Raw genomic sequence first — 26,203 nt, 5'->3', positions numbered from 1 at the left:
CACCCGCGGGACGCCGTACGGAAACCGCTGCGGCAAGCATTGACAACCTTGCGCAAGCCTTCGCAGGATGGGCGCCACCGGTCACCGAGGACCGGCGCGCCCGGCGCCCGCCGGGCCAACCGACCCCTGGGGGTGGACCGTTGGCGGCAACGCTCACCGATGTGGCCAAGCGCGCGGAGGTCGCCCTGTCGACCGCGTCCCGCGCCTTCAGCGACCCCTCCCGGCTCGGGCCCGGCACCCTCCGCAAGGTGCTGACCGCCGCGCAGGAGCTCGGCTACACACCGGCCCCGACCCGCCCCTCGGCCACCGGTACGGGCACGGACGGCGCGACCGTCGCCGTCGTCGTGCCCGACATCGCCCACCCGTTGTTCGGCGTCTTCGTCAAGGCCGCCCAGGCCGCCGGACGCGGCCGCCGTACGACCGTCGTCCTCGCCGACACCGACTTCCGGCCGGAGCGCGAACGCGAGGTCATCGCCCAACTCCGCGACCGCGCCGACGGGTTGCTGCTCTGCACCCCCTGGCTGGAGACCGACGAACTCCTCGACCTGTGCGGCGCCACCCCGGTCGTCCTCGTCAACCGCGAGGCGCCCGGCACCGCCTGCGTGCTCACCGACACCGCCGACGGCGTCCGCCAGGCCTGCGAACACCTCGCCGCCCTCGGCCACCGCCGCCTCGCGTACGTCCAGGGGGAGCGGCGCTCGCGCCTCAACCGGGAACGCATCGAGCAGGCCAGGACCGCCGCCAAGGACGCCGACCTGGAGCTGCTGCCGCTCGGCTGGCAGGCCCAGACGTACGAGGGCGGGAAGGCCGCGGCCGCCGGGGTGCTCGCGACCGGGGCGACCGCGGTGCTCACCCACAACGACCCGATGGCGCTCGGCGTCGTCGCGGGCGCCCGCGCGCTCGGCGCCCGCGTGCCGGACGACCTCAGCGTGGTCGGCGTGGACGGTATCCCGTTCGCCGAGCTCGCCCGACCTGCCCTGACCACCGTCGCCGTGCCGATGGCGGAGGCCGGCGGCGCCGCCTTGGACCTCCTCGAACTCTCCCTGGGCGCGGGCCCCGCCACACCCCGCACCGTCACGCTCCCCACCCAGCTCGTCGTACGCGACACGACCGGGCCGGCGCCGCGCGGCTGAGGCTCGGCGAGCAAGCGGAAGAGCACAGGCAAGCACAGGCAAGCACAGACAAGTCCCAGCAACATTCGGCAAGATCCAGCAACACCGCTCAGAAGGGCCGCACCCGTGACCACCCCTGCCCTGAACACCTCTGCCCTGAACACCCCTGCCCCGACCGCGCCCGCCCTCCGTGTCGTCGTCGCCGATGCCAGCATCCGGCCCCAACGGGAGCGCCTGGAGGAGCAGTTGCCGGAGGGGACCGTCGTCGTCTGGCCGGAGCCGCGCGACCGGGCCGCCGTCGAGGCCGCCGTCGCCGACGCCGACGTGCTGGTCTCCGGGGTCTGCCCCGCGCCGACCGGCACCGCGGGCAAACGACTGCGGCTCGTGCACGCCGCCGGCGCCGGGACCGACGGCATCGACACCGCGGCCCTGCCGCCCGGCACGGTCGTCGCCAACACCCACCACCACGAGGAGTCCATCGCCGAGTACGCCGTCGCCACGGCCGTGCTCCTGCACCGCGGCTTCCTCGCCCAGGACGCCGCCCTGCGCCGCGGCCACTGGGACACCCCCGCCTACGACCCGGCCGCCGCCTGGCGGGACTCGCTCGCCGGGTCGACCGTCGGCTTCGTCGGCTTCGGGCACATCGGCCGCACCGCCTGGCAGCGCTTCGCCGCGTTCGGCACACGCGGCATCGCCGTCACCGGCAGCGGCTCGACCGACGCCGCGGCAGAGGGACTCGCGTGGGCGGGCCGCACCGACACCCACCTCCCCACCCTCCTCGAAGAGGCCGACACCGTCGTCGTCTCCGCCCCACACACCCCCGCCACCACCGGACTCGTCGGCGCCGCCGAACTGGCCCGGATGAAGCCGACCGCCGTCCTCGTGAACGTCGGCCGCGGCCCCGTCGTCGACCAGGACGCCCTGTACGACGCGCTGCGCGACCGCACCATCGGCGCCGCCGCGATCGACGTCTGGTACCGGTACCCCGCCGACGGCCACGAGGGCGCACCCGCCGCCCACCCCTTCCACGAGCTGGACAACGTCCTGATGACCCCGCACTCGTCCGCGCTCACCCGGCAGACCTTCCAGCGGCGCGCCGACGACATCGCCGCCAACATCCGCCGCCTCGCCGCAGGACAGGAACTCGAACGCGTGGTCACGGTCACCCCCGCCTGACCCGCCGCCGTACCCCCACCGCAACGTCCCCCCCCGCACCCCCGTCCCCGTCATCCACCCGAGGAAGTGTGGACCGTGACCCCCAACTCCCCCTCCCCGCAGGCGACTTCGCCCTCGCCCCGCAGAGCCGCCTGGGCCGGATTCATCGGCACTGCGCTCGAACAGTACGACTTCGTCATCTACGGCACCGCGTCGGCGCTGGTCTTCAGCAAGCTGTTCTTCCCCAACGTCTCGCCCGCCGTCGGCATCCTCGCCAGCTTCTCCACGTACGCCGTCGGCTTCGCCGCACGCCCCCTCGGCGGGCTGTTCTTCTCCCGCTACGGCGACCGGCTCGGCCGCAAGTGGGTGCTGGTGATGACGCTGTTCCTCATGGGCGGCTCCACCCTCGCCATCGGCTTCCTGCCCACGTACGGGCACGTCGGCATCCTCGCCCCGGTCCTGCTGCTGCTCTGCCGCATGGCGCAGGGGCTCGGCGCGGGCGCCGAACAGTCCGGCGGCGCCACCCTGTTGACCGAGACCGCCCGGCAGGGTCGCCGCGGACGCACCGCCTCGCTCGTCATGTCCGGCGCGGCCCTCGGCACCGCCCTCGGCGCCGTCGCCTGGATCCTCGTCCAGCTCCTGCCGCACGACGCGCTGATGAGCTGGGGCTGGCGGCTCGTCTTCGGCAGCAGCCTGCTCGTCACCGTCACCGCGCTGATCCTGCGCCGCAAACTGCAGGAGAGCCCCGTCTTCGAGGAGGTCAAGGAGGAGCGGGAGCACCCGCCGGCCCCCGTCAAGGAGGTCTTCACCCGGGGCCGCAAGCCGCTGCTCCTGGTCATCCTGATGAACCTGGGCTCCAACGCGCAGTCGTACACCTTCCAGGTCTTCATGGCGTCCTACCTGATCAGCACGGTCGGCGTCGCCGAGGACTTCCCGCCGAAGGCGCTGCTGCTCGGGGCGCTCTGCGGATCCGCCGCCGCGTTCGGCTTCGGCGCGCTCTCCGACCGGCTCGGCCGCAAGCCCGTGTACGCGGCCATCATGGTCACCCTCGTCGTCCTGCCGGTCCCCGCGTTCCTCGCCCTCAACACCGGCTCCGCGGCGGCCGTCACCGTCGTCATCTGCCTGGGCTTCATCCTCCCCGCGTACGGGGCGGTCGGCGTGCAGACCAGCTGGTTCCCGGAACTCTTCGGCAGCCGCTACCGGTACGCGGGCGTCACCATGGGCCGCGAGATCTCCGCCGTCCTCGGCGGCGGCATCGCACCCCTCGTCGCCGCCGGCCTGCAGACCGCCTTCGGCGGCTCGTGGGTGCCGATCGCCGTCTACATGATGCTGGTCGGCGCCCTCAGCACCTGGGCCGCGCTGAAGGCCCCCGAGACCCGGGACCGCGACCTCACCGACCCGCGCGACGCCACGGACACACCCCGGCCGGCCGCCGGGCACATCCCCGCCCAGTCGGTCACCGGCGCCGAAACCCCCACAAAGGCCTGACCGCCGGAGCGCTCCCGTACGAGACGCGGCCGACGCGTGCATTCGACAGATGCACGTAGTCGGCCGCCCGGTTTTGTACACGCTGACGAATCGGGGCCCCACGGGCGGCTGCTAGAAAGAAAACCACTTGGAAACAAGCGGGCCCGGAGACAAGCTCGCTTGCGGAAAAGCCCGCTTCACCCGGCCCCGGCCGCGCTCCTCACCCCGTGAGCGCGAGCGCACGGGTGCGCCGAAGCGTATGCGCCCGCCTCGATCAGGCACTGCCGCGCCTTCTGGATCAAGGGGTACCGACGGAACGCCTCCCTCGGCCCCGCTGACGTAGAGAGGCCGACAGCTTGAGCCCCCAGACGACAAGTCCCCTGCGCGACGAGACCCGCGCCCACGTCCCCGCCACCGGCCGCAACGTCGTGATCATCGAGGACGACGCGATACTCGGCCGCTCCGCCGCAGCGTGCATCGAACGCTGGGGGAGCACCGCGCACCGCCTGCCGCGCCCCGACGACGACGCGCTGCGCCGCCAGTTGCAGGGCCCCGTCGACAGCATCGCCATCGTCTCCCACGACGACATGGTGGCCCTGCGGTACGCCCTGCTCGCCGAGCACCTCAAGCCCGGCGTACGCCTCGTCGTCACCATCTTCGACCGCACCGTCGCCGAGGAGGTGTCCCGCACCGTCCCCAACTGCACGGCCCTGAGCATGACCGACGCGATCCTGCCGAGCCTGCTCGCGAGCTGCCTCGCCCCGCAGTACGCCATGCTGCAGCCCGTCGGCGACGGCCTCGTCGGCGTCCGGCGCGAAGGCGTCACCAGCGACGTCGAGCACCTGCCGCTGCGGTCCCTCGCCGCCGCGCCCGAACCGCACCCGCGCAGCCCGCTCGGCACCTGGTTCCGCTCCCTCGGCACCTCGGCGAAGGCCCTGGTCGCGAGCCTGGTCGCGCTGCTGGTCGCGTTCTCCGTGGACGTCGCGCTCGGCGTGCTCGTCCTGCACGAGCACTGGACGGAAGCCGTGTGGAACGCGGCGCGTACGCTCACCACGATCGGCTCGTCGCACGCCGCGGAGCACGGGCCCGGCTGGTACAAGCTGTTCTCCGCCGCGTCGATGATCGGCGTGCTCGTCCTCGCCGCCGTGTTCACGGCCGGAGTCGTCGACCGGTTCACCGGGCACCGCATGACCAGCATCCTCGGGGCCCGCTCCATCCCGCGCCGCAACCACGTCATCGTCGTCGGCCTCGGCCAGGTGGGGCTGCGGCTGTCCGCGCGGCTGCGGGACCTCGGCGTGAAGGTCGTCGCCGTCGAGCGGAACCGGCAGGCGTCCTGCCTGCCGCTGGCCCGCTCCCTCGACATCCCCGTCGTCATCGGCCGCGGCGGCGACCGCTTCCTCCTGGAACGGCTCTCCGTACGACGCGCCCGCGCGCTCGCCGCCGTCGCCTCGGACGGCCTCGACAACATCGCCGTCGCCGTCGCCACGCGGGCCGTCGCGGGGGAGCGGCAGCGGATCGTGCTGCGGGCGGGCGGTGACGCGGTCACGACGGAGTCGCAGTCGCTGTTCCGGATCGGGGCGGTGTGTGACTTTCCGCTGATCGTCAGCACGTTCGTGGCGGCGACCGTGCTCGATGCGGAGTTGCGGAGTGTGTTCGTCGCGGACGGGCGGACGTATGCGATGTTCGCGGACGAGCGGGTCCTCAACCTGGCGGACTGGGACGCACCCCAGTGACCGCACCCCCAGTGACCGCACCCCCAGAGGGCTCCGCCCCCGGCCCCCCCGGCTCCTCAAGCGCCGGAGGGGCTACGGGGGTTCGTTGTCGGCTCTCCCGCCGTGGGTGGGCTGTGCCCACCCTCCCCCAAGCTCTCGGCTCCGCTCGAGCAGGGGGGGACCCCCATCGCCCTGCGGAACGCCTGCCCACAGCCAGGTGCCCCGACAGGGGCGCGGGGAACTGCGCGAGCGGCCACGACGGCGGGAGAGCCGGACGAACACCGCCGGAGGCTTTCGGGAAGGGGCGGGGCGGGGAAGAAGCCCCTACACCAACGCCCGCCGCTCCCGAGTGAACCTCCGCAGCGCCTCCGGGATCGGCGTGATCCCGATCCCCGGCCCCTGCGGGACACGCAGGTGACCGTCCTCCAGGACGAACGGCTCGGTCAGGTCCTCCGCGAAGTAGCGGGACGACGCCGACGTGTCGCCGGGCAGCGTGAACCCGGGCAGCGCGGCGAGCGCCAGGTTCGGGGCACGCCCGATCCCCGTCTCCAGCATGCCGCCGCACCACACCGGCACCCCCGCCGCCCGCGCCACGTCGTGGATGCGCCGGGCCTCCAGATACCCGCCGACCCGCGCCGGCTTGACGTTCACGACCCGGCACGCCGCCATCGCGATGGCCGCGGACGCGTCCCGCGCCGAGTGGATCGACTCGTCCAGGCAGACCGGCGTCGCGAGCCGCCGCTGCAGCTGGGCGTGCTGGTACAGGTTGTCCTCGTCCAGCGGCTCCTCGACGAGCAGCAGCCCGAACTCGTCCAGTTTCCGCAGGTGTTCCGCGTCCGCGAGGCCGTACGCCGTGTTGGCGTCGACCTGGAGCGGCAGGTCGTCCCCGAAGCGTTCGCGTACCGCACGGACCGGTTCGAGGTCCCAGCCCGGCTCGATCTTCAGCTTGATGCGCACGTACCCCTCGTCCAGGTACTGCTGCACGTCGTCGAGGAGCTCGGGGATCGACGGCTTGATGCCGACGGACACCCCGGACGGCACCCGGTCGTGCACCGAGCCGAGGAACGTCGCGAACGACATCCCGGCGGCGCGGAGTTCGGCGTCCAGGAGCGCGGTCTCCAGGGCGGCCTTCGCCATGTAGTGGCCCTTGACCGCCGCCATCGCGGGGCCGGCCTTCGCGGTGGTGAGATCGCGTACGGCACGGACCCGGGGGATCAGGAAGTCGCGCAGCACGAGCTCCGCGCCGGCCGTGAACTCCGAGCTGTACAGCGGGTCCGGGTCGCCGCCGAACTCCGCCCAGCCCTCGGCCGCGTCGGTCTCGACCCGCAGCAGGAACGTGTCCTTGGTGTCCATCGTGCCGAAGGAGGTACGGAACGGCTTCACCAGCGGTACGTCGATGTGCAGCAGTTCCACGTGCTCGATCTTCATGTCAGCCCTCCAGGCCGGTCGTCGGGGTTCCGCCCGCCCTCGCGGAGCGGGTCAGCAGGTACCAGCCGTCGCGCGACAGGGCGGACGCCTCGTACCCGTCGGCGAAAGCGGCCGTGAAGACCTCGCGGACCGCGTGCCGCCAACGCAGCGCCGCCGGAAGGTCCTTGGCGCGCAGCGCGAGCACGTCCTCGGGCACCCGGCACCACAGCCGGCCGCCGGAGCGCAGCGCGAGCGGCCCGCCGTCCGGGGCCACGTCGACGACCTCCGCGGCTTCGCGCCCGGCCGTGCCGTCGTCGACGTCGCGGCGCGGCGCGCCCAGGTCCCAGGTGACGGTGAGCCGGTCGCTCTCGTCGCCGCCGTTGAAGCCGTCGTCGAGGGGACCGTAGAAGTCGACGACGTACTCGGTGCCGAGCCCGCCCAGTTTCACCAGGTTGAAGCGGGCGTTCCGGCCGAGCAGCGGGTCGAACGTCCACTGCATCCGCTCCGCGCCCCGCTCCAGGGCCCAGACCCGCTGCCCCCGCTTCACGGCGAGGCCCACGCCCCGGTCGGACGTGCCCGCGGCGGCCACGAGCGAGTACACGGCCCGCTCGGCGGGCGGCTGGAACACCAGCACCGCCGCCCCGACGAGCCGCTGCCCGTCGTACGCCGCGTGCACCGCGCCGCCCGCGTGCACCGCGCTGATCAGCACGTCGGCGGGCAGCGGCGGCGCGCCCGGCGGGGTGCCCCAGGTCTCGGCGAGGAAGTCCGTGACGGCGCGGATCCCGGCCAGGTCGTGCACCGTCCGCACGGTGACTCCGGCGGCCTGCGCCGCACCGGCCGCCGCCTGCTCGGCCCGCCGCAGGGCGTCCTCCGGGGGAGGGCCCGCCGCCCCGGTGCTCGTTGTCGTAGCTCTGGTCATGGCTGCCAGTCTGGGCAGCGGCGGGGCGGGCGTCTTTGCGCGTTCGTGCAACGCTCGCCGCGTCCCATGATGCGATCCGCCAAGCGAGGCCCGCGCGCGGGAGGCCAGAATGGCGCCTCGACGGAGACGAAGCCGCGGAGAAGGAACCGATCCATGCAAGCCGACTGCACCCTCGACGCGCTGCTCGACACCCTCGGCGAACCCGCCCTCCGCCTCGTCGCCGCCCCAGCCGGCACCGCCGTGCCCGTCACCGAGGTGCTCCTCCACGACGCCGAGCGCGACCCCGGGACGCCCGTGCCGTACACGCCGGGCGGGCTGCTCCTCGCCGTCGGCGTGCGCGCGGAGGCGGCCGCCGAGCTCGTCCCGGCCGTGGCCGCCGCGGGCCTGACCGGGCTCGTCGTACGCGGCGACGGCGGGCCCGCCGACGCCGCCCGCAGCCACGGGGTCGCGCTGCTCGCCGTGGACGAGGACGCGTCCTGGCACCGCGTGCACCTGCTGATCGCCTCGGCCGTCGCGGCCGGGCCCGCGCCCGTGGCCCGGGGGAGCGGCACGGCCGCGCTCGGCGACCTGTTCGCCCTCGCCAACGCGATCGCCGCGGCGGGCGGCGGCGCCACCACGGTCGAGGACCCGCGCCGGCGGATCCTGGCCTATTCGACGATCGACGGGCAGGTCATCGACGACAGCCGCCGCCGGGGCATCCTCGGCCGGCAGGTCCCGGACAGTCCCGAGAACACCGAGCAGTACCGCCGACTCCACGCCTCCGACCGCCCGTTGCGGCTGCCCGGCACCGAGCCCGGCGAGATCGAACGGCTCGCCGTCGCGATCCGCGCGGGCGGCGAGATCCTCGGCTCGCTGTGGATGATCGACACCGGCAGGCTCGCGCCCGACGTCGAGGAGATCCTCGCCCAGGGCGCCTCCACCGCCGCCTTCCACCTGCTGCGCGCCCGCGCCGCCGAGGACCTCACCCGGCACCAGTACGGGGACCTGCTGCGCCGCCTCCTCAACGGCACCGCCGCCCCCGCGACGGCCGCCCGGCGGCTCGGGTTCGCCGAGGACGGGCCGGTCCGGGTCGTCGCGTTCGTCCTCGACGACCCGGACGTCGCCCCCGCCGACAGCGCCCAGGCGACACTGCGGCTCCTCGACCACGTACGCCTCCAGTGCGAGGCCCGCTACGGGCGGCACGCCTGCGTCGTCGTCGACCACACGGTGTACGCGCTGCTTCCCGACACCGGCGCCGACGGCGGCCGGCAGCGCCGCCTCATCGAGGACCTCACCCGCCAGGCCGCCCACGCCCTGCGCACACCGGTACGGGCCGGACTCGGCGGCGCCGTCCCCGGCCTCGCGGACGTGGCCCGCTCCCGCGACGACGCCGACCGGGTCCTGACCGTCCTGGACGAGCAGTGCGGCGTCGCCGCCATCGAGGACGTACGGCCCCGCGTCACCCTGCTTCGGCTCGGCGAACTCCTCGTCCACCGCGCCGACTTGACGACCGGGCCCTGGCAGGACGTGCTCGCCCACGACCGGCGGCACGGCACCGACCACGCCGCCACCCTCATCGCGTACTTCGACGCGGGCTGCGACATGGCCGGCGCCGCCCGTCTCCTCGCCGTCCACCCCAACACCTGCCGCTACCGGCTCAAGCAGATACAGCAGCACCTGCCGATCGACCTGACCGACCCGGACGAACGCCTCGTCCTGTGGCTGCACCTGCGCGTTCTCGGCAAGCTGCGCGCGGGCTGAGCCCTGGCCCTCAGTCGGTCAGCCAGTCCGCCAACGCCCGCTGTACGGACCGGAGTTCGGCCACCGGCACGTACTCGTCCGGGGTGTGCGCCAGAGACGGGTCGCCCGGGCCGAAGTTCAGTGCCGGTACGCCCGCCGCGCTGAAGCGGGCCACGTCCGTCCAGCCGAGCTTGGCCCGCGGCTGTGTGCCGAGCCGGGCAAGGAGAGACGCGGCGGCGGGCCGGCCTAGCCCCGGCAGGGCGCCCGCGACCGCCTCCGTCACCTCCACCTCGTACTCCGGGAACAGCGCACGCACCTCCGCCTCCGCCTCCTCGGGCGAACGGCTGGGCGCGAAGCGGTAGTTGACGGACACGAAGCACGCGTCGGGCACGACATTGCTCGCGACCCCGGCCCGTACGGCGACCGCGCTCAGGCCCTCCCGGTACAGCAGGCCGTCGACGGTGACCTCGCGGGCCGTGTACGCGTCGAGGCGGCGCAGGACCTCGGCGGCGCGGTGGGCGGCGTTCACGCCCTGCCAGGCCCGCGCGGTGTGCGCCCGCCTGCCCCGGACGGTCACGTCGGCGGTGAGGAACCCCTGGCAGCCGCCCTCCACCAGGCCGCCCGACGGCTCCATCAGAATCGCCAGGTCGCCGGCGAGCAGCTCGGGGCGTTCGGCGGCGATCCGGCCGAGCCCGTTGCGGTCGGCCTCGGCCTCCTCGCACTCGTAGAACACGTACGTCACGTCCCGTGTCGGCGCCGGGACCGTGGCCGCGGTGTGCAGGGCGACTGCGACGCCGCCCTTCATGTCGCAGGCCCCGAGCCCGTGCACCCGCCCGTCGGCCAGGCGGGACGGCAGGTTGTCGCAGGCCGGCACGGTGTCGAGGTGCCCGGCGATCACGACCCGCTCCGCGCGGCCGAGCCGGGTGCGGGCGACGACCGAGTGCCCGATCCGCTCGACGTCCAGATGCGGTGCGGCCCGCAGCGCCTCCTCGACGGCGTCCGCGAGGGCCTTCTCCGCGCCCGACTCGGAGGGGACGTCGACGATCGCGCGGGTCAACTCGACCAGGTCGCCGCCGAGTCGGAGTCCTGTGCCGGTGTGCTGCCGCGTCATGCTCCCGCCTCCACGTCCGCCGTCGCCGCGTCCCGTTGCTCTTCCGTACCGGCCTCCGTACCGCGCAGTGCCGAGTTGCGGCGGCCGAAGCCCAGGTAGAGGACCGCGGCGAGCAGCAGCCAGCAGCCGAACAGCGTCCACGTCACGCCGGGCAGCAGCCACGCCAGGTACAGGCAGGACAGCGCGGACAGCACCGGCACCACCGGGTACAGCGGCACCCGGTACGAGCGCGGCGCGTCCGGCGCGATCCGCCTGAGCACCACCACTGCGGCGGCCACCGCCACGAACGCGATCAGCGTGCCCATGCTCGTGAGGTCGGCCAGGTACTGCAGCGGCACGAACGCGGCCAGGCCGCCGACGAGGGCGCCCACGAACCATGTGTTGTGCACCGGCGTGTGCCGCTTCCGGTCGACCCGACGGAACACCTGCGGCACGAGCCCGTCCCGCGCCATCGAGAACACGATGCGCGTCTGCCCGTAGAGGGAGACCAGCACCACGCTGAAGATGGACACGACCACGCCCGCCGAGAGGATCAGGGCCGGCCAGCCCGCGCCCGTCACGTCCCGGAGGATCTGCGCGAGCACGGCCTCGCCCGCCTCCGCCTGCTCCCCGAACCGGGCCGAGGGCTGCGCGCCGAGCGCCGCGACCGACACCAGGATGTACAGCGCGGTGACCGCGGCGAGGGTCAGGAGCAGCGCGAGCGGAATGGTGCGCCGCGGGTCGCGCACCTCCTCGCTCGCCGTCGCGACCGTGTCGAAGCCGATGTAGGTGAAGAACACCCCGGACGCGGCGAGCCCCACCCCGGTCATGCCGTGCGGCGCGAAGTCGGCGAAGTGGCCGCTGTCGAACGCGGTGAACGCGATCGCCGCGAAGAACACGAGCACGCCGACCTTCACCGCCACCATCACCGAGTTCACGGCCGCCGACTCGCGGGTGCCGCGCGCGAGCAGCAGCGAGCACAGCAGGACGACGACGAGGGCGGGCACGTTCACCAGGCCGCCCGCGCCCGGCGGTTGGCTGATCGCGTCGGGCAGTGTGAAGCCGAACAGTTCGCCGGTGACCTCGTTCAGGTACTGCCCCCAGCTCACCGCCACGGTCGACGCGGCCACCCCGTACTCCAGGACCAGGCACCACGCGACGAGGTACGCGGCGCCCTCACCGAGCGAGGCGTACGCGTACGAGTACGTGCTGCCCGCCACCGGCACCGCGCCCGCCAGCTCGACGTAGCACAGCGCGCCGAGCCCGGCCACGACGGCCGCCAGCACGAACGCGAGGATCACGGACGGGCCGGCCTTCGGGACGCTCGTGCCGAGCACGAAGAAGATGCCGGTGCCGATGACGGAGCTGATGCCGATGAGCGTCAACTGGCCGAGGCCCATGGTGCGTCGAAGCCCGCCGGACCCGTCCGCACCGGCCTCCTCGATCATCGCGTCGAGCGGTTTGCGGCGACACAGCTGACTGGCCCATCGGCCCATGGCTCCTCCTGGAGATCCCGTCGCGACCCCGGCTGACGCCAGGGATGCGGGGGATCTTCCAAGAACGCCGACGGGCCGGGCTACGGTCGATCCGCACAACGCGAACCGCCGCCGTTGGCCGATACGACAGTGCGGTTCCGACCCCGGGCCCGCCCCTGGGGCTCAGGGCGCGGGCGGGTGCGGGAATCCGGCCTCGGCGAGCACGGAGGCGGCGGCGCCCCGCCCGACCTCCATGAGCCCGACCAGCAGATCGGCACAGCTGATCAGCCCGGTCCCGCACTCCCGGCTGCGGACCTCGGCGAGCGCGATCGCCTTGCGGGAGTACGGAGTCCACGCGATCCGCTCCGCCGCCTGCGACGCCCCGGTGCCGAGCCGGTCGCCCACGGCCAGGTGCACGGCCTCGGGGGAGACGCCGCTCGCCGCCAGGAGCCGGGTCGCGCTGTTGTCCTGCGCCGTCAGCCCCCACAGCAGGTGCTCGGTGCCGATGTAGTTGTTGCGGTGCCGCACGGCCACCTGCTTCACCCGCACCATCGCGTCCCGCAGGTCCTCGGCCATGTCGTCCGGCCCGTACCGCTTGTGCGGGGCGTGGAACCGCTGCTGCGCGGCCTGCCGGGTCACCCCGAGCACGGCTCCGATGTCCGCCCACGAGCTGCCGTGCATCCGGCAGTGCTCCACGTAGTCCTCGACCAAGTCGTCGGCCAGCGCCTGCAGTTGACCCGACAGCTCGGCGGCCGAGGTGAGCAGCGCCAGCCAGTCGGGCTGCCCCTCACCGCCCTCCCGATGGGCACTGTCGCAACGCCGGTCGACTTCACCGATGAGATCGTCCAGATCAGGAAGCGCCATGAGTCAAGTGCGCCTTGACAGAAGGGAATTGTCAAGAGCGGGTTGCGTTTTCGGTGCACTCCGGAGGCCGAACCGGAGGGCTCCGTCGTGGCCGGTTCAGTCGTACCGGAGGGCACCGTCGCGGCTGGTTCGGCCCGTATGATCCTCGGCGGGACGGGGCTCGTAGCGCAGGGGTTGTCGCGCCTTCACCGCATGTGGGAGGACGCCGGTTCGAATCCGGTCGGCCCCGTCCCGCCGCACGGCGCCGCCATCGGGGAAAATGGACGTGTCCACCGCCCGACCAGCGAGGAGTCCCCGCGCAGATGGCCGTCAAGCCCACCTCCAGTTCGAGGCCCCCGACGATCGCCGACGTCGCCCGGGTCGCCGGGGTTTCGCGTACGACCGTGTCGCATGCGCTGAACGGCCTCGGGAAGGTGGATCCGCGGACCCGGGAGCGGATCAAGAAGGTGGCGGCGGAGCTCGGGTACCGGCCGAATCTGCGCGCGCAGCGGCTGCGCCGGGGCCAGGCGAAGGCCATCGCCCTCGCCTCCTCCATGCCGTTCGCGGTCGCCGGCGGCCCGTCCCGGCTCGGGTTCTACATGGAGGTCGCTGCCGCCGCCGCGGAGAGCGCCCTGCTGCACGACTACGCGCTGGTGCTCGTCCCGCCCGTGCAGTCCGGCTCGGCCCTGTACTCCGTCGACATCGACGGCGCCATCGTCGTCGAGCCGGACGTCGGCGACGCCGCCGCCGCGCAACTCCGCGAGCGCGGCCTGCCGTACGTGGCCCTCGGCCGCCCCGTCTCGCCCGACGAGGACGCCCCGTACGTCGACCTGCGCGGCGGGCAGGTCGCCGAACTGCTCCTCGGCCACCTGCACGAACAGGGCGCCCGCCGCCCGGCGTTGATCGTCGGCGCCGGGTCCCGGCACTCCACCGTGGACGCCCTCGCCGCGTACGAACGCATCGCCGCCGAGCACGGCTGGGAGCCGGTCGTCGCGCAGGTCCCGGAGTCCGGCGGCGAGCAGGCCGGGTACGAGCGGTGCGCCGCCCTGCTCGCCGAGCACCCCGGCATCGACGCCGTCTGCGCTCTCGTCGACGCCTTCGCCGTGGGCGCGGTCCGTGCCGTCCGGGACAGCGGCCGCAGCGTCCCCGACGACGTCATGGTCGTCACGCGGTACGACGGCCTCCGTGCCCGCACCTGCGAGCCGCCCCTGACCGCCGTCGACCTCCACCTCGACCAAGTCGCCGCCGAAGCAGTGGAGTTGCTCCTCGCCCGGCTCGGCGGTGAGACCCTCCCCACCATGGCCGCCGCCCCCGAGCCCCGCCTCGTGGCCCGCGCTTCGTCGGTACGCGGATAGGGATTGCCGCGCAGCTGGGGAGTTGCGGGCCCGATCGGGGCGCGGGGAACTACGCGACCAGCCACAACGGCGCGAAAGCCGAACGACGACCGGGGCCGGGGCACGGCAGCCTGCCCCTTCGTGCGGACCGCCAGGGGAAGCCCAACTCCTCGCCGCGGCACAAGCGGACCGGCCCGGCCAGCCCTCTCCGGCGGGGCCTCCTCTCCGGTCGGCGCGCCATTCCGCCCACGAGGCCCACGACCGAACCCGCGGGCCGGTACCGCACGGGGCGGAGCCTGGGAATGCCGGGTACGAGGGCGGCCCTCCGAGCCGGTCCCGCACGGCGCCGGGCGCCTGAGAATGTTCCGCATGGAGGCGGTGCCTGGGGGCGTCCCGCATGGGGGTGGGTGCCGGAGCCGGAGCCGGTGTCGTACGGAGGCGGAGTCTGGCGACTGCGCTCTGCGGAGGCGGTGCGTGAGATCGCTCCGCACGGGGGTGGGTGTCGGAGCCGGTGTCGTACGGAGGCGGTGCCAGGCAACTGCTCTCTGCGGAGGCGGTGCCTGAGAGCGTCCCGCACGGGGGTGGGTGCCCGAGCCGGTCTTGCACGGAGGCGGTGCCGGGCGACTGCACCCTGCGGAGGCGGTGCCTGAGATCGCCCCACATGAGGGCAGGCGCCCGAGCCCGTTCCGCACGGGCCGGGGACGCCTCGCATGAAGTCGGCGCCTGACAACGCCCCGTACGACGGTGGACGTCCGACCCGCGCGCGCCTCGCACGAGGACACCCCCCCGGACCCCGCCCTCAGACCCCCGCCATCAGCACCACCCCCGACACCAGCGCGAACGCCAGGACGAAGAGGCGCATGCGGCGGGCGTCCAGGCGGTGGTGGACCAGGCGGCTCAGCCAGGCGCCCAGGGCGATCGCCGGGAGCAGCAGGACCGCCGAGCCGAGGTCGGCCGCCTGCGCCTTGCCCGTCGCGAACAGCAGGACCAGGGACGCCACTTCGCCCACGAGGAAGCACGCGGCCACGGTCGAGCGCAGCTCGGCGGGCGGGCGGTGCTGGTAGACGAGGGCGAGCGGCGGCCCGCCCACCCCGGTGGCCGTCTCCGTAAGCCCGGTCACCGCACCGGCGCCCACGTACGCGCCCCGGCCGGGTGTGAACGCGGGCGCCGCCAGGCTCACCACGGCCGCGAGCACCGTCGCCACGCCCACGAACAGGCCGAGGCTGCGCTCGGGGATCAGCCACAGCAACGCGAGGCCCGCCGGGGTCGCCGCGAGCCGCGCCCCCGTGATCCACCCGGCGCCGCGCAGGTCGAGCGAGGCCCGCTCGCGCCAGGCCACGTACAGGTTCAGCGGAATCATCGCCGCGAGCACGAACACCGGCACCAGCCCGGGGTCGACCATCCCGGCCACCGGCGCCACGATCAGCGCGAACCCGAGCCCGCTGCTGCCCTGCACGAACGCGGCGACCGCCACCGTCACGGCGAGCACCGCCAACGTCACCGCACTCACCGCCCCGAACCCCGTTCCTGCCGCGCGCATGCGGCAGCACACGCGACCCGTGTCTCCCGCGCCGCCGTCGACGTCGGATGCGCCCGGGTGATCCCCGCCCGGCCGACCGCCGCACGCGCCAACTCCCCGGCCTGGCGGACGAGTTCGGGCCCGTCCCAGTCGGTGGGCCGACCGTGCCACATGCGGAGCCGGCCGTCGACGAACACCGCCGTGATCTGGTCCCGGTTGCCGCGCCGCACCAGCTCCCACGGCAGGTCCCAGGAGAACGCCAGCTCCGGCGTCTCCACGTCGACGAGCAGGAAGTCGGCCGCGAGCCCCTCGGCCACCGCACCCGTGCGGGCGCCGAGCCCGACCGCGTCCGCGCCGCCCCGGCTCGCCGCCTCCAGCCACGTCCAGCCCGCGCCGCACGACGAGTCGCCGGTGGCGAGCCCGTACGCGAGGCGCTGCGCGAACTCGGCGGCCTCCGCGAGCCGGAACCCGTCGCCGCGCGTGCCGTCCGTGCCGAGCCCGAACCGGATGCCGCGCTCGGCCATGGCGGCGGCGGGCGCGACCGCGTTGCCCTTCCAGGCGCTGGCGACGGGGTTGTAGCTCACCGCCGTCCCCGTGTCGGCGAGCAGCGACAGCTCGCGCGGAGTGAGCAACGTGGCGTGCGCGGCCAGGAGTTGGGGCCCGAGCGCGCCGATGTCGTGCAGATACTCGAGGGGCCGCAGCCCGTGCCGTACGAGCGACCGCTCCACGCTCGCCAGATGCTCGTTGACGTGGATCTGCACGACGGCCCCCGCCTCAGCCGCGAGCCGTGCCGTGCCGCGCAACGTCGCCTCGGTCCCGGCCTCGGGGATGGACACGGCGAGGGAGGCGTGCACGAGCGGGTCGTCGGCGTACCGGGCGAGGTGCTTCTCGGCGGCTCCCAGCACCCCGCCCGCGCCCGAACTCCCTTCCGTGTCCGCGTCGTTGCACACCAGGCCGAGCACGCACCGGATGCCCGCGTCCCGCGCCGCCGACGCCACCACCTCCACGTCCACGTCCGCCCGCGTCCCCGCGTCCGCGACCGTCGTGAACCCGCCGCGCAACGCCTCGTACGCCGCCAACTTCGCGGCCACGTAAGCCGATTCCTCGTCGAGCGCGCCCTCCAACGGGACCCACACCCGGCGGAAGATCTCCGACGGCTCCCCGAAGGCGAGCGCGGCGCCGAAGCTCTGTGTGAGGTGGTGATGCGCGTCGACGAATCCCGGCATGAGCAGCTGCCCGGGCAGCCGTACGGCCTCGACGTGCGGGTGGGCGCGCTCCAACTCCGCGACGGGGCCGACCTGTTGGAAGCGGCCGTCGGCCACGAGCACCGCCAGGCCGTCGACCGGGCCCTCGGGGAGCAGCACCGCGCCGGGGGCGAGGAGCAGCGGGCCGGGGGAGGAGAGGAGCGTGCGCTGGTCGGGACGGTTCATCGGTCGCTTTCTGTGCGTACGGCGCCGAGGCGGGCGGCGATGCCCGGCCTGACGTGGTGGAACAGGACGTTGAGGACGGCCGCGGTGAACGCGCCCACGGCGACGCCGCTTTCCAGCAGGATGCGGACGTTCGGCGGGAAGCCGCCGTACACGCCGGGCACGAGGATCGGCAGCAGACCCAGGGCGAGGGCGACCGCGCAGATGAACGTGCTGGTGTGCTTGTCGAGGTCGCTGCGGCCGAGCATCTGGATGCCGAGCACGGTGATGACGGCGAACACCACCATGGCCGTGCCGCCGACGACCGCGGACGGGATCACGCTGATGGCCCGCGTGACGGGCGCGAGGAAACCGATCACGATCAGGACGACGCCGGCCGCGGCGGTGACGTAGCGGCTGCGGACGCCCGTGACGCGGACGATGCCGATGTTCTCGCCGCTGGTGACGATCAGCGGCAGGCCGAAGAACCCGCCGAAGAGGGAGGTCAGCGCGTCGCCCCGGACGGTCTTCGGGACGTCGGTGCGCTGGTCGATCTCCTTGCCGACGGCCTCGGCGTTGATGACGGTCTGGCCGGTGGCCTCGGCCATGGAGGCGAGGCTGTACAGCATCAGCGGCAGCGCGGCGACCAGGTTGAACTCCGGTGTGCCGAACGGCAGTGCCTGCGGAAGGTTGACGAGGCCGCCGCCCGCCGCCTGCCCGAAGTCGATCGCACCGGTCACCGCCGCGAGCGCCGTGCCCGCCAACAGGCCCAGCATCACGGCGAGTTGGCGTACGACACCTGTGAACAGCAGATAGAAGACGACGGTGAAGCCGATCGTCGCCATGCCGAGGGCGAGGTTGCCGGGGTCGGCGAAACCCGGCGTGCCGGGGCGCCCGGTGACGAGCACGGCGCCCACCTTCACCAGGTTCACGCCGACGATCACGATCATCGTGCCGATCACCAGCGCCGGGAAGAACCTGAGGAGCCGGGAGAACACGGGCAGGACGACGAAGCAGAACAGCGCGGTGAGGACGACGGCGCCGGTGGCGGTGGGCAGACCGTGCTGCTCGGCGATGGCGAGGAACAGGATCAGGGGCGCCCCGCCCGGCAGCATCACGAACGGCAGCCGCGGCCCGAACTTCCAGGGCCCCAGCGACTGGATCAGCGAACCGACGCCGGACAGCACGAAGGCGGCGGAGAGCAGGTCGACGGTGAGGGCGGCGTCCAGGCGCAGCGTCGCGCTCATCAGGAAGATCGCGGAGATCGGCGTCGCCGCCATGACGAGCACATGCTGCACCCCGAACAACAGGATCCGCCCCAGGGGACGCGACTCGTCGACGGGGTGGGGGCGGGGTCCGGCGGCACTGGACTGTCCAGGCGCGTCCGGCTCGGCGGGTGCGCCGGGCTGACCGGGTATTTCCGCTTGCTCAGGTCCTGGCGGACTCTGTCGGGGACTGAACACGTTCGGGCTCCGTTTCGGGGTACGGCACGCTCGGGTTCTTCAGCCGCGATCCGGCCCTGGGACGGAGAGCCAAATCGATTTGGCCAAATCGATTTGGCTGTCAGTATGGGGAGGGGGTGGGGGAGCGTCAAGGGGATGTGCGGGTACAGCTCCGGGCCCCAGGCCCGGGCCCCGGGACCGAGGAGGGCGCACGGGGATGCCTACCGGTACCAGTCCTCCCCGTCCGCCCTTAGGGCGTGTTCGACGTAGACGTGGAGGCGGCCGGACGGCGTCCACGCCGTATGGGCCGACGAGGCCGTCCGTCTCCCGGAGGAGCGCCACGAGGTCGGCCGGGAGGGGCCCTCCGAGGGCCCGTTCCGCCGACGTGAGGGCCGCGGCGGTCGCCGGAGTGCGGAACTCGGCGTCGGGGCAGGCCCGGATGGCCGCGCGCCGCCAGGCGGAGGGTACGGAGGGGGAGGTCATCCGGTGCCCTCCGTGCCCTCCGTGCCCTCCGTGTCCGCCAGTACCGCACGCAGCGGCCCGCCCACGGCGACCGTTCCGTCGCGGACGAACTCCTCGTGCCGTCGCTCCAACTCGCCCGGTTCGTAGTGGTAGTTGACCATCACGCCGTACGACTGCTCCCAGCCGGACGCGGACAGGTCGGCCGGCCAGTTGACGCGCCAGGCCGCCGCGCCGTTGCCGAGGTGGAAGCGGGCGACCGGGTCGAGCGGGCGGCCGTCGGCCCGCCGCTCCAGGGCGATGTACCGGGCGGCGGCGCGCAGCAGCCGGGCGGCGGAAGCCGGGGCGAGCCGGTCCGGGGCGTCCGGCCGCACCTCCGCCAACTCCTCGGCCAGCGACCGCAGTTCGGCGTCCCGTACCGCCTGATCGGTGAGCCATGCGCGGAAGCCCGGCAGCGGGGAGAGCGTCGCGAAGCGGGTCAGGTTGGGCAGCTGCTCGCCGACGTTCTCGATGACCTGTTTGATGAGGAAGCTGCCGAACGACACCCCGGCGAGCCCGTCGAGCGCGTTGTTGATGGAGTACAGGGCCGCCGTGTCCGCCTGCGTCGGGTCGAGCGCCGGGGCGGGGGCGAGGAGCGGGGCGATCCGGTCGGGCAGGCCGTCGACGAGCGCGACCTCGACGAAGATCAGCGGCACGTCCCCGGTCGCCGGGTGGAAGAACGCGTACACCCGGCGGTCCGCGGGCTCCACGCGCCGCCGCAGCTCGTCCTGGTTCGCCATCGGGTGGACCTTCTCGCCGCGCAGCAGCCGCTCCCGCAACTCCGGCGGCGCGGGCCACGTCACCTCGGCCATCCGCAGGAAGCCGCGGTTGAACCACGAGCCGAGCAGATGCAGGAAGTCGTGGTCGAGGGCGCGGAGTTCGGGGTGCGCGGGCAGCAGCCGGCGCAGGTCGGCGCGCATCCCGACCAGGGCGTACGTCCCGTCGGGCGCGTGGTTCATGCGGCGCAGCAACTGCTGGCGGGCCGGCTCGACCACGTCGAAGAGCCGCACCAGTTCGTCGTCGCCCGCCGAGCCGGACGCCCGCGCCTGGTCCCAGCGCCGGAACGCGTCCCGCACCCGGTCCGCGTCGACGCCGTACGTACGGGTGACGTGCCGGAAGAACGCGTACACCGCGTCCTCGTCGAGCTCGGCGTACGCGGTGAGTGCCTGCCCGGCGACCGCCCGCAGCGAGGCCTCGCCCACGTCGCTCATCAGCACTTCGCAAGCGGCGACCAGCCGGTCGAACGGGGCGGCGGCCGACGGCTCGTCCGCACCCGGACCCTCCTGCGCGCCGGTCCGCGGCTCCTCCGCGCCCGGGCCTTCCTGCGGGCCGGTCCGCGGCTCCTCCGCACCGGGGTTCTCCTGCGTTCCCGTTCCCGCCCTGCCCTCGGCGCGTCCCATCCGCGTCCCCTTCCGCCGCCGTGTCGTCCCGCCGATGACCATCCTCGCAAGCCTTCTCGACCGGGGTGCGGGCGCGGGTGGGGCCGGGGACAATGGCCGCAGTCCGCCGGGGCGGCGGGCCGTGGAGGGAGCGAGCCATGCGTGACACGCGGGCGGCCGAGGCGACCGAGGCGAACGAGACGTCCGGTGCACCCGGACCGCCCGGAGGACCAGGGGCGGCCGGGGTGAACTGCAACATCACCGTCTCCCTGGACGGCTACTCCGCCGGACACCACCAGACCGAGGAACGCCCCTTCGGCGACGACGGCGGCGACGGCACGGGCGACCGGCTGCACGCCTGGATGTTCGAGACCCCCGACGAGAACCGGGCCGAGGTCGACGAGATGACCGCGGCCTCGGCGTTCATCATGGGCCGCAACATGTTCGGCCCCGTGCGCGGCGACTGGGACCGCCCGTGGAACGGCTGGTGGGGCGACGACCCGCCGTTCCACGCCCCGGTGTTCGTGCTGACCCATCACGCGCGCGAGCCGCAGCCGATGCGGGGCGGCACCACGTACCACTTCGTCACCGGCGGCGTCGAGTCCGCGCTCGCCGAGGCCCGCGCGGCGGCCGACGGCGGCGAGATCTCCGTGCTCGGCGGAGCCACCACCATCAACCAGTACCTGGCCGCGGGCCTGGTCGACGAACTCCGCCTGCACATCGTGCCGTTCACCCTCGGTGCGGGCACCCGCCTCTTCGACGGCGTACCGCCCCTGAAGCTGGAGCAGGTCAAGTCCCGCCCCGCGAGCGGCGTCACGCACGTCACGTACCGCGTCCGGCGCCGAGCCGACGGCGGTACGTGAGCGGCGTGGGACGCAGGACTCAGGCCCGGCAACGCAGCATCGTCAGCGGCGGGTTGGCGAGGAGATCGGCCCAGAACTCCTCGCCGTACTCGCGCAGGCCCGCCTCGGAGATCTGCAGCGGCACCCACTCGACGGCCGTGAACCCGGCCTTCTCCAGGCAGTGTTCGTACACCTCGCGGCGCGGTGTGTTGGCGACGATCGTGACCGGCTCCGGGTCGAGGAGCGCCGTGACCCGCGAGCGCTGCCCCGTCTCGGTGTGCTCGCCCGTCGGCTCGCAGCGGAAGCCGTACTTGTCCAACGGCGGTTCGCCGTACCGGTATTCGGAGCGCTGCGCGAGCACGAAGAACTCACCGCCCGGCTTGAGGCCGCGATGGATGTTGGCGCACATCCGCTCCATCTCCGCCAGGTCCCCGGCGTAGTTGAGGCACTGCACGCCCAGCGCGATGTCGAACTGCCGCCCCAGATCCCGGAGTTCACCCACGTCGCCGACCTCGTACCGCACCCCGAGCGGTTCGCGCCGCTCGAAGTCCTGCGCGGCGGCGATCATCTCGACGGAGATGTCCACCCCGAACACGTCCGTGGCGCCGCGCCGCTTGAACTCCCGGCTGTAGAAGCCCGTGCCGCACGCCAGGTCGAGCACCGACCTGCCGCGCACGTCCCCGACCAGGCCGAGGAAGCTCGGCACCTCCCCGTACCGCATCAGCGGCAGGGACTTGAACCCCTCGAAGGCCTCGCCGATCTGGTCGTACTGGTCCTGCACACTCACGTGCTGCCCCCTCCTGCGGCCCGCCTCTGCGGGCCGGTCGCGTGGCTCGGTTCTGCGGTCGTCCCGCGGTCGTCCCGCGGTCCGTCCCGCGCTTCGTCCTGTGCGCCCGGTCGCGGGACAGAGTCTGCTTCGCCGAGGTCCGGAGCCCGTACTGGCAGATGCCACAAAGAACACGACCGCCCGCCCTCGTATCACCCAACCAGCGTTTCCCGTACGGGCCGCCGAGCCGGCCGGGGGCGGAACCGCAGGCGCTCAGCTCCCCTCGAACGGGTCCGACCACACGTCCATCGGCACGACCCCGACACTCCGCCCCACCGGGTCGAGGAGCCGACCCATCCGCTTCACGAACCGCAGCACCACCGCCCGGTCGAGCACGACGAGTCGGGGAAACCGTTGGGCGAGGAGCTGCTCCAGGCGTTCCGCGTCGTCGAGCGAACGCAGCCACGCGCTGTACGAGAGGTTGCCCCGGCTGCCCGTGAGCCCCAGGCACACCCGCGTCTCCGGCAACTCCGCCAACTGCCGTGCGATGTCCTCCCGTTCGGCGCCCGGCACCTCGGCGAGCAGCCACGTCGCGATCGGCCAGCCGGACATCGGCTGCGCCACCTCGCACCGCAACTCCAGATCCCCGCCCGCGACCAAGGCCTGCAACCGCCGCCGCACGGTGCTGACGCTCACGCCCAACTCGTCCGCGAGCGAGGTCAGCGGCGCCCGGCCGTCGGCGCACAGCCGCAGCATCAACTCCCGGTCCTGCGCGGTCAGTCGACGCGCCCCGGCCGCCGTCGCCCGCTCCGGGCCGCCGTCCGCGGCGAGCCGGGCCCGCTGCCGGGGGTCGAGGGCGCGCGGCCGCCAGTCGCCGCCCTGTGCGTGCACGCTCGTCACGAGATGGCTGCGCGTCTCCCGTACGCCGGGCAGCGCGCCGAGCGACTCGACCAGGTACCGGGACAGCGCCGCGAGACTCGGCACGGCCACCGTCACCAGCAGGTCCCGGCTGCCCGTCGTGTGCTCCACCGTGAACGCGTGCGGCCGCCGCGCGAGGGTCTCGGCCACCACCAGGGACCGGCCCGCCTCGCAGTGCACCTCCACCACCGCCGTGAACACCCGCGCCGACTGCCCCTGCCCCAGCTGCGGCGTCACCCACGCGAGGCCCGCGTCCGCCATCCGCGCCCAACGCCGCGCCACCGTCACCGGGTCCAGGTCGAGCGCCGCACCCACCTTGGTCCACGGGGCGCGCGGGTCGAGCTGCAGGGCGTGCACGAGGCTCAGATCGGTCTCGTCGATGCCGTACGACATGCCCAGTGCGGTGAACGAATCCTGCGCGTCATCTGTCACGCAAGAAAAATAGCTGCAAATTCCTGCGCGCAGTGCATCGGCGGTCACCATTTCCACCACCCCGGGACGCCCTCGAACGCCCCCGGGACGCCCCGGGAACACCCCCGGGGGTCCGTCCGAACGGAAAGGAGCGCCACGTGTCGGTACGTGACGACGCGGCCGAGGTGCACGACGAGCTCGTCCGGCTCCGCCGCGCCCTGCACGCCGAACCCGAGATCGGCCTCGACCTGCCCCGTACCCAGGAGAAGGTCCTAGCCGCCCTCGACGGCCTCCCGCTGCACACGACCACGGGCCGCGGCCTCAGCTCGGTCACGGGCGTGCTGCACGGCGCGCGGCCCGGCCCGACCGTGCTGCTGCGCGCCGACATGGACGCCCTGCCGCTCACCGAGGCCGTGCCCGCCGCCCACCGCTCCCGCGTCGACGGCCGTATGCACGCCTGCGGGCACGACCTGCACACCGCGATGCTCGTCGGCGCCGCCCGGCTGCTCGCCGCCCGCCGGGACACGCTCGCCGGGCAGATCGTCCTCATGTTCCAGCCGGGGGAGGAGGGCTACGACGGCGCCGGGCGGATGCTCGACGAGGGCCTCCTCGACGCGGCGGGCCCCGGCGCCGGTCCGCCGGTCGCCGCGTACGCGCTGCACGTCAACTCGGCGTCCCTGCCGCAGGGCCTGTTCCAGACCCGCCGCGGCCCCGCGCTCGCCGCGTCCGACCGGCTGAGCGTGACGGTGCGGGGCGCGGGCGGGCACGGCTCCGCCCCGCACCGCGCGAAGGACCCCGTCCCGGCCGCCTGCGAGATGGTGACCGCGCTGCAGACCTTCGTCACCCGCGCCTTCGACCCGTTCGACACGGTCGTCCTCAGCGTCGGCTCCTTCCACGCCGGCACGAAGAGCAACGTCATCCCGGAACAGGCCGTGTTCGAGGCGACCGTCCGCTCCTTCTCGCCCGCCGCCCACGCCCGCGTCAAGGACGGCGCGGTCCGCGTCTGCCGCGGCATCGCCGCCGCCCACGGCCTGGACGTCGACATCGAGTACGCCGAGCAGTACCCGGTCACCGTCAACGACCACGCGGAGGCCGAGTTCGTCGCCCGCACCGTCGCCGAGGTGCACGGCGAGGAGCGCTACGCATGGGCCGAGCAGCCGCTCACCGCCTCCGAGGACTTCTCCCGCGTACTCGACGCCGTGCCCGGCGCGATGGTCATGCTCGGCGCCTGCCCGGCCGCCCGCGACCCCGCGCACGCGCCGTACAACCACTCACCGCACGCCGAGTTCGACGACGCGGTCCTCGGCGACGGCGCGGCCCTCTACGCCGAGCTGGCCCTGCGCCGCCTCGCCGCCGCCAACTAGCCGCTCGACCGAGCGAGTTGCCGCCCCCCACGGCCCCGAACCCCCGTCCCCTCCGGAGTCGCAGATGCCCCGTGAACCGCATGCCTCGCACGTCGTCCCCGATGTCGGCGGCGCCGACCACACCGCCCCGCCACCGCCCTCGCCCGGCGACCGCGCGGCCCGCCGCCGCACCGTCCTCGGCACCGGTATCGGCAACGCCCTCGAGTGGTACGACTGGAACATCTACGCGGTGTTCACCCCGTTCTTCGCCCCGCAGTTCTTCCCCGAGTCGGATCCCGCCTCGGCCCTGATGGCCACGCTCGCGATCTTCGCCGTGGGCTTCCTGATGCGCCCGCTCGGCGGCCTGCTCTTCGGCCGGCTCAGCGACCGCAGGGGACGCCGCCTCGCCATGGTCGTGTCGGTCGGCCTCGCCTCGGCGGGCAGCCTCGTCATCGGCCTAGCCCCGACCCACGCGACCATCGGCGTCGGCGCGTCCGTCCTGCTCCTCGTCACCCGGCTCGTGCAGGGCCTCGCGCACGGCGGCGAGCTGCCCGCCGCCCAGACGTACGTCTCCGAGATGGCCCCGCACGGCCGCCGCGGCCGCTGGTCCAGCCTGATCTACGTCTCCGGCACCTGTGGCATCGTCGTCGGCGAAGTCCTCGCGGCCGTACTCGCCGGTGTCCTCACGGACGGCCAACTCCACAGCTGGGGCTGGCGCGTGCCGTTCCTCGTCGGCGCCGCCATCGGCGCGTACGCCCTGGTCACCCGCATGCGCCTGACCGAGACCGAGGCCTTCGAGAAGCAGCGCGAGTCCCAGGACGCGGGCGCCGCGCCGTCCCTCTGGCGGGACTTCCGGGCCAACCGCCGCGCCTGCCTGCGCGTCGTCGGCATCACCCTCGGCGGCACGGTCACCTACTACACGTGGGTCGTCTCCGCCCCCGCCCAGGCCATCGCCGTCCACGGCTTCGACCCGGAGGCCGCGCTCTGGGCGGGCGTGCTCGCCAACCTCGTCTTCATCGCCGTCCTGCCCGTGTTCGGCATCCTCTCCGACCGCGTCGGCCGCAAGCCGGTCATGCTCCTGTCGTACGTGGGGATCCTGGTGCTCACGTTCCCGCTCGACCTGCTGATCCGCGACCAGGTGTGGCAGCTCGGCGTCGCCATGACCGTCGCGATGCTGTTCATCGCCGCGAGCTCCGCGATCCTGCCGACGGTCTACGCCGAGATGTTCCCAACGGGCGTGCGCACCGCTGGAGTCGCCGTCCCGTACGCCTTCTCCGTCGCGGCGTGCGGGGGCAGCGCGGCATACCTGCAGACCTGGCTGAGCTCGCACGGCCTCGGCCATGTGTTCCTGCTCTACACCATGGCGTTGCTGCTCCTCGCCGTGGTCGTGATCTGGCGCATGCCGGAGACGAAGGACGTCGAACTGACGTGAGCCGCCGGGCCGGC

Annotated in this window: 20 protein-coding genes and 1 tRNA gene; 10 read left to right on the top strand and 11 right to left on the bottom strand. The window is 73.8% G+C overall.

All coding sequences use genetic code 11. From position 1 onward, the window contains the following. The first annotated feature begins 140 nt into the window (after positions 1 to 140). From ACIDOF_RS21295 to ACIDOF_RS21280, 4 genes are all read left to right on the top strand, one after another. Positions 141 to 1,133 carry a LacI family DNA-binding transcriptional regulator gene (locus tag ACIDOF_RS21295; protein WP_409007567.1) on the top strand — a complete coding sequence of 331 codons (993 nt, stop codon included), beginning with the start codon at positions 141 to 143 and terminating at the stop codon, positions 1,131 to 1,133. Between the two features lie 105 nt (positions 1,134 to 1,238). Beyond that, positions 1,239 to 2,288, top strand: coding sequence for a 2-hydroxyacid dehydrogenase (locus tag ACIDOF_RS21290; RefSeq protein ID WP_409007565.1), 1,050 nt, complete (start codon positions 1,239 to 1,241; stop codon positions 2,286 to 2,288). Between the two features lie 75 nt (positions 2,289 to 2,363). Continuing rightward, on the top strand, positions 2,364 to 3,755 hold the full coding sequence (locus ACIDOF_RS21285; protein WP_409007564.1) for an MFS transporter: 1,392 nt from the start codon (positions 2,364 to 2,366) through the stop codon (positions 3,753 to 3,755). Positions 3,756 to 4,090: 335 nt separating this feature from the next. After that, on the top strand, positions 4,091 to 5,467 hold the full coding sequence (locus ACIDOF_RS21280) for an NAD-binding protein (protein ID WP_409007563.1): 1,377 nt from the start codon (positions 4,091 to 4,093) through the stop codon (positions 5,465 to 5,467). Between the two features lie 303 nt (positions 5,468 to 5,770). Here ACIDOF_RS21280 and menC read toward each other — a convergent pair whose 3' ends face one another. After that, on the bottom strand, positions 5,771 to 6,874 hold the full coding sequence (gene menC, locus ACIDOF_RS21275) for an o-succinylbenzoate synthase (protein WP_409007562.1): 1,104 nt from the start codon (positions 6,872 to 6,874) through the stop codon (positions 5,771 to 5,773). 1 nt (position 6,875) lies between these two features. Further along, positions 6,876 to 7,772, bottom strand: a complete 897-nt coding sequence (locus ACIDOF_RS21270; protein ID WP_409007561.1) for a chorismate synthase — start codon at positions 7,770 to 7,772, stop codon at positions 6,876 to 6,878. Between the two features lie 153 nt (positions 7,773 to 7,925). Between ACIDOF_RS21270 and ACIDOF_RS21265 the strand changes: the two genes are divergently transcribed. Continuing rightward, a complete protein-coding gene (locus ACIDOF_RS21265) occupies positions 7,926 to 9,512 on the top strand; it encodes a PucR family transcriptional regulator (protein WP_409007560.1) in 1,587 nt (528 codons plus the stop codon). Positions 9,513 to 9,522: 10 nt separating this feature from the next. Here the strand turns inward: ACIDOF_RS21265 and dapE are convergent, their stop codons facing one another. The 3 genes from dapE to ACIDOF_RS21250 form a co-directional block, all read right to left on the bottom strand. Next, complete coding sequence (gene dapE, locus ACIDOF_RS21260) at positions 9,523 to 10,602, bottom strand: succinyl-diaminopimelate desuccinylase (RefSeq protein WP_409007559.1); 1,080 nt, start codon at positions 10,600 to 10,602, stop codon at positions 9,523 to 9,525. Next, positions 10,599 to 12,077, bottom strand: coding sequence for an APC family permease (locus ACIDOF_RS21255; RefSeq protein ID WP_409007558.1), 1,479 nt, complete (start codon positions 12,075 to 12,077; stop codon positions 10,599 to 10,601). The genes dapE and ACIDOF_RS21255 overlap by 4 nt, the downstream gene beginning before the upstream one ends. A 162-nt stretch (positions 12,078 to 12,239) precedes the next feature. Continuing rightward, a complete protein-coding gene (locus ACIDOF_RS21250; protein ID WP_409007557.1) occupies positions 12,240 to 12,920 on the bottom strand; it encodes a Clp protease N-terminal domain-containing protein in 681 nt (226 codons plus the stop codon). Between the two features lie 155 nt (positions 12,921 to 13,075). Between ACIDOF_RS21250 and ACIDOF_RS21245 the strand changes: the two genes are divergently transcribed. Both ACIDOF_RS21245 and ACIDOF_RS21240 read left to right on the top strand, forming a co-directional pair. Beyond that, positions 13,076 to 13,149: transfer RNA gene (locus ACIDOF_RS21245), tRNA-Ala, on the top strand. A gap of 73 nt (positions 13,150 to 13,222) precedes the next feature. Then, complete coding sequence (locus ACIDOF_RS21240) at positions 13,223 to 14,254, top strand: substrate-binding domain-containing protein (protein WP_409007556.1); 1,032 nt, start codon at positions 13,223 to 13,225, stop codon at positions 14,252 to 14,254. A 778-nt stretch (positions 14,255 to 15,032) separates the two neighbouring features. Here ACIDOF_RS21240 and ACIDOF_RS21235 read toward each other — a convergent pair. From ACIDOF_RS21235 to ACIDOF_RS21220, 4 genes are all read right to left on the bottom strand, one after another. Next, positions 15,033 to 15,743: a sulfite exporter TauE/SafE family protein gene (locus ACIDOF_RS21235; RefSeq protein WP_409007555.1), complete on the bottom strand. Its 711-nt coding sequence runs from the start codon at positions 15,741 to 15,743 to the stop codon at positions 15,033 to 15,035. Then, positions 15,740 to 17,182, bottom strand: a complete 1,443-nt coding sequence (locus tag ACIDOF_RS21230; protein ID WP_409007554.1) for an amidohydrolase family protein — start codon at positions 17,180 to 17,182, stop codon at positions 15,740 to 15,742. Before ACIDOF_RS21230 ends, ACIDOF_RS21235 begins: the two co-directional genes overlap by 4 nt. After that, positions 17,179 to 18,471: a uracil-xanthine permease family protein gene (locus ACIDOF_RS21225; RefSeq protein WP_409007700.1), complete on the bottom strand. Its 1,293-nt coding sequence runs from the start codon at positions 18,469 to 18,471 to the stop codon at positions 17,179 to 17,181. Before ACIDOF_RS21225 ends, ACIDOF_RS21230 begins: the two co-directional genes overlap by 4 nt. Positions 18,472 to 19,079: 608 nt before the next feature. Further along, entirely contained in the window at positions 19,080 to 20,498 is a 1,419-nt protein-coding gene (locus ACIDOF_RS21220; protein ID WP_409007553.1) for a malonyl-CoA decarboxylase domain-containing protein, read from the bottom strand. Between the two features lie 137 nt (positions 20,499 to 20,635). Here ACIDOF_RS21220 and ACIDOF_RS21215 point away from each other — a divergent pair, with 137 nt between their 5' ends. Continuing rightward, on the top strand, positions 20,636 to 21,340 hold the full coding sequence (locus ACIDOF_RS21215; RefSeq protein ID WP_409007552.1) for a dihydrofolate reductase family protein: 705 nt from the start codon (positions 20,636 to 20,638) through the stop codon (positions 21,338 to 21,340). Between the two features lie 19 nt (positions 21,341 to 21,359). Here the strand turns inward: ACIDOF_RS21215 and ACIDOF_RS21210 are convergent, their stop codons facing one another. Both ACIDOF_RS21210 and ACIDOF_RS21205 read right to left on the bottom strand, forming a co-directional pair. Continuing rightward, on the bottom strand, positions 21,360 to 22,106 hold the full coding sequence (locus ACIDOF_RS21210; protein ID WP_409007551.1) for a class I SAM-dependent methyltransferase: 747 nt from the start codon (positions 22,104 to 22,106) through the stop codon (positions 21,360 to 21,362). A 252-nt stretch (positions 22,107 to 22,358) separates the two neighbouring features. Next, a complete protein-coding gene (locus tag ACIDOF_RS21205; protein ID WP_409007550.1) occupies positions 22,359 to 23,435 on the bottom strand; it encodes an Lrp/AsnC family transcriptional regulator in 1,077 nt (358 codons plus the stop codon). 137 nt (positions 23,436 to 23,572) lie between these two features. Between ACIDOF_RS21205 and ACIDOF_RS21200 the strand changes: the two genes are divergently transcribed. Both ACIDOF_RS21200 and ACIDOF_RS21195 read left to right on the top strand, forming a co-directional pair. Beyond that, the gene (locus ACIDOF_RS21200) at positions 23,573 to 24,778 is read left to right on the top strand and encodes a M20 family metallopeptidase (protein ID WP_409007549.1); all 1,206 of its coding nucleotides are present in this window, start codon (positions 23,573 to 23,575) and stop codon (positions 24,776 to 24,778) included. Between the two features lie 64 nt (positions 24,779 to 24,842). After that, on the top strand, positions 24,843 to 26,189 hold the full coding sequence (locus tag ACIDOF_RS21195; protein ID WP_409007548.1) for an MFS transporter: 1,347 nt from the start codon (positions 24,843 to 24,845) through the stop codon (positions 26,187 to 26,189). Positions 26,190 to 26,203 lie beyond the last annotated feature (14 nt).

The sequence above is a fragment of the Streptomyces sp. Da 82-17 genome (assembly GCF_046098215.1).
GTDB lineage: Bacteria > Actinomycetota > Actinomycetes > Streptomycetales > Streptomycetaceae > Streptomyces.
Note: the sequence above shows the minus strand (reverse complement) of the source record. Positions and strands in the feature narration are given on the sequence as shown.

What these genes read in the sequence shown, in the direction of transcription:
- ACIDOF_RS21195 (WP_409007548.1), top strand. Translation starts at nt 24,843, where the DNA reads ATGCCCCGTGAACCGCATGCCTCGCACGTCGTCCCCGATGTCGGCGGC.
- ACIDOF_RS21265 (WP_409007560.1), top strand. Translation starts at nt 7,926, where the DNA reads ATGCAAGCCGACTGCACCCTCGACGCGCTGCTCGACACCCTCGGCGAA.
- dapE (WP_409007559.1), bottom strand. Translation starts at nt 10,602, where the DNA reads ATGACGCGGCAGCACACCGGCACAGGACTCCGACTCGGCGGCGACCTG.
- ACIDOF_RS21250 (WP_409007557.1), bottom strand. Translation starts at nt 12,920, where the DNA reads ATGGCGCTTCCTGATCTGGACGATCTCATCGGTGAAGTCGACCGGCGT.
- ACIDOF_RS21230 (WP_409007554.1), bottom strand. Translation starts at nt 17,182, where the DNA reads ATGAACCGTCCCGACCAGCGCACGCTCCTCTCCTCCCCCGGCCCGCTG.
- ACIDOF_RS21240 (WP_409007556.1), top strand. Translation starts at nt 13,223, where the DNA reads ATGGCCGTCAAGCCCACCTCCAGTTCGAGGCCCCCGACGATCGCCGAC.
- ACIDOF_RS21255 (WP_409007558.1), bottom strand. Translation starts at nt 12,077, where the DNA reads ATGGGCCGATGGGCCAGTCAGCTGTGTCGCCGCAAACCGCTCGACGCG.
- ACIDOF_RS21270 (WP_409007561.1), bottom strand. Translation starts at nt 7,772, where the DNA reads ATGACCAGAGCTACGACAACGAGCACCGGGGCGGCGGGCCCTCCCCCG.
- ACIDOF_RS21220 (WP_409007553.1), bottom strand. Translation starts at nt 20,498, where the DNA reads ATGGGACGCGCCGAGGGCAGGGCGGGAACGGGAACGCAGGAGAACCCC.
- menC (WP_409007562.1), bottom strand. Translation starts at nt 6,874, where the DNA reads ATGAAGATCGAGCACGTGGAACTGCTGCACATCGACGTACCGCTGGTG.
- ACIDOF_RS21215 (WP_409007552.1), top strand. Translation starts at nt 20,636, where the DNA reads ATGCGTGACACGCGGGCGGCCGAGGCGACCGAGGCGAACGAGACGTCC.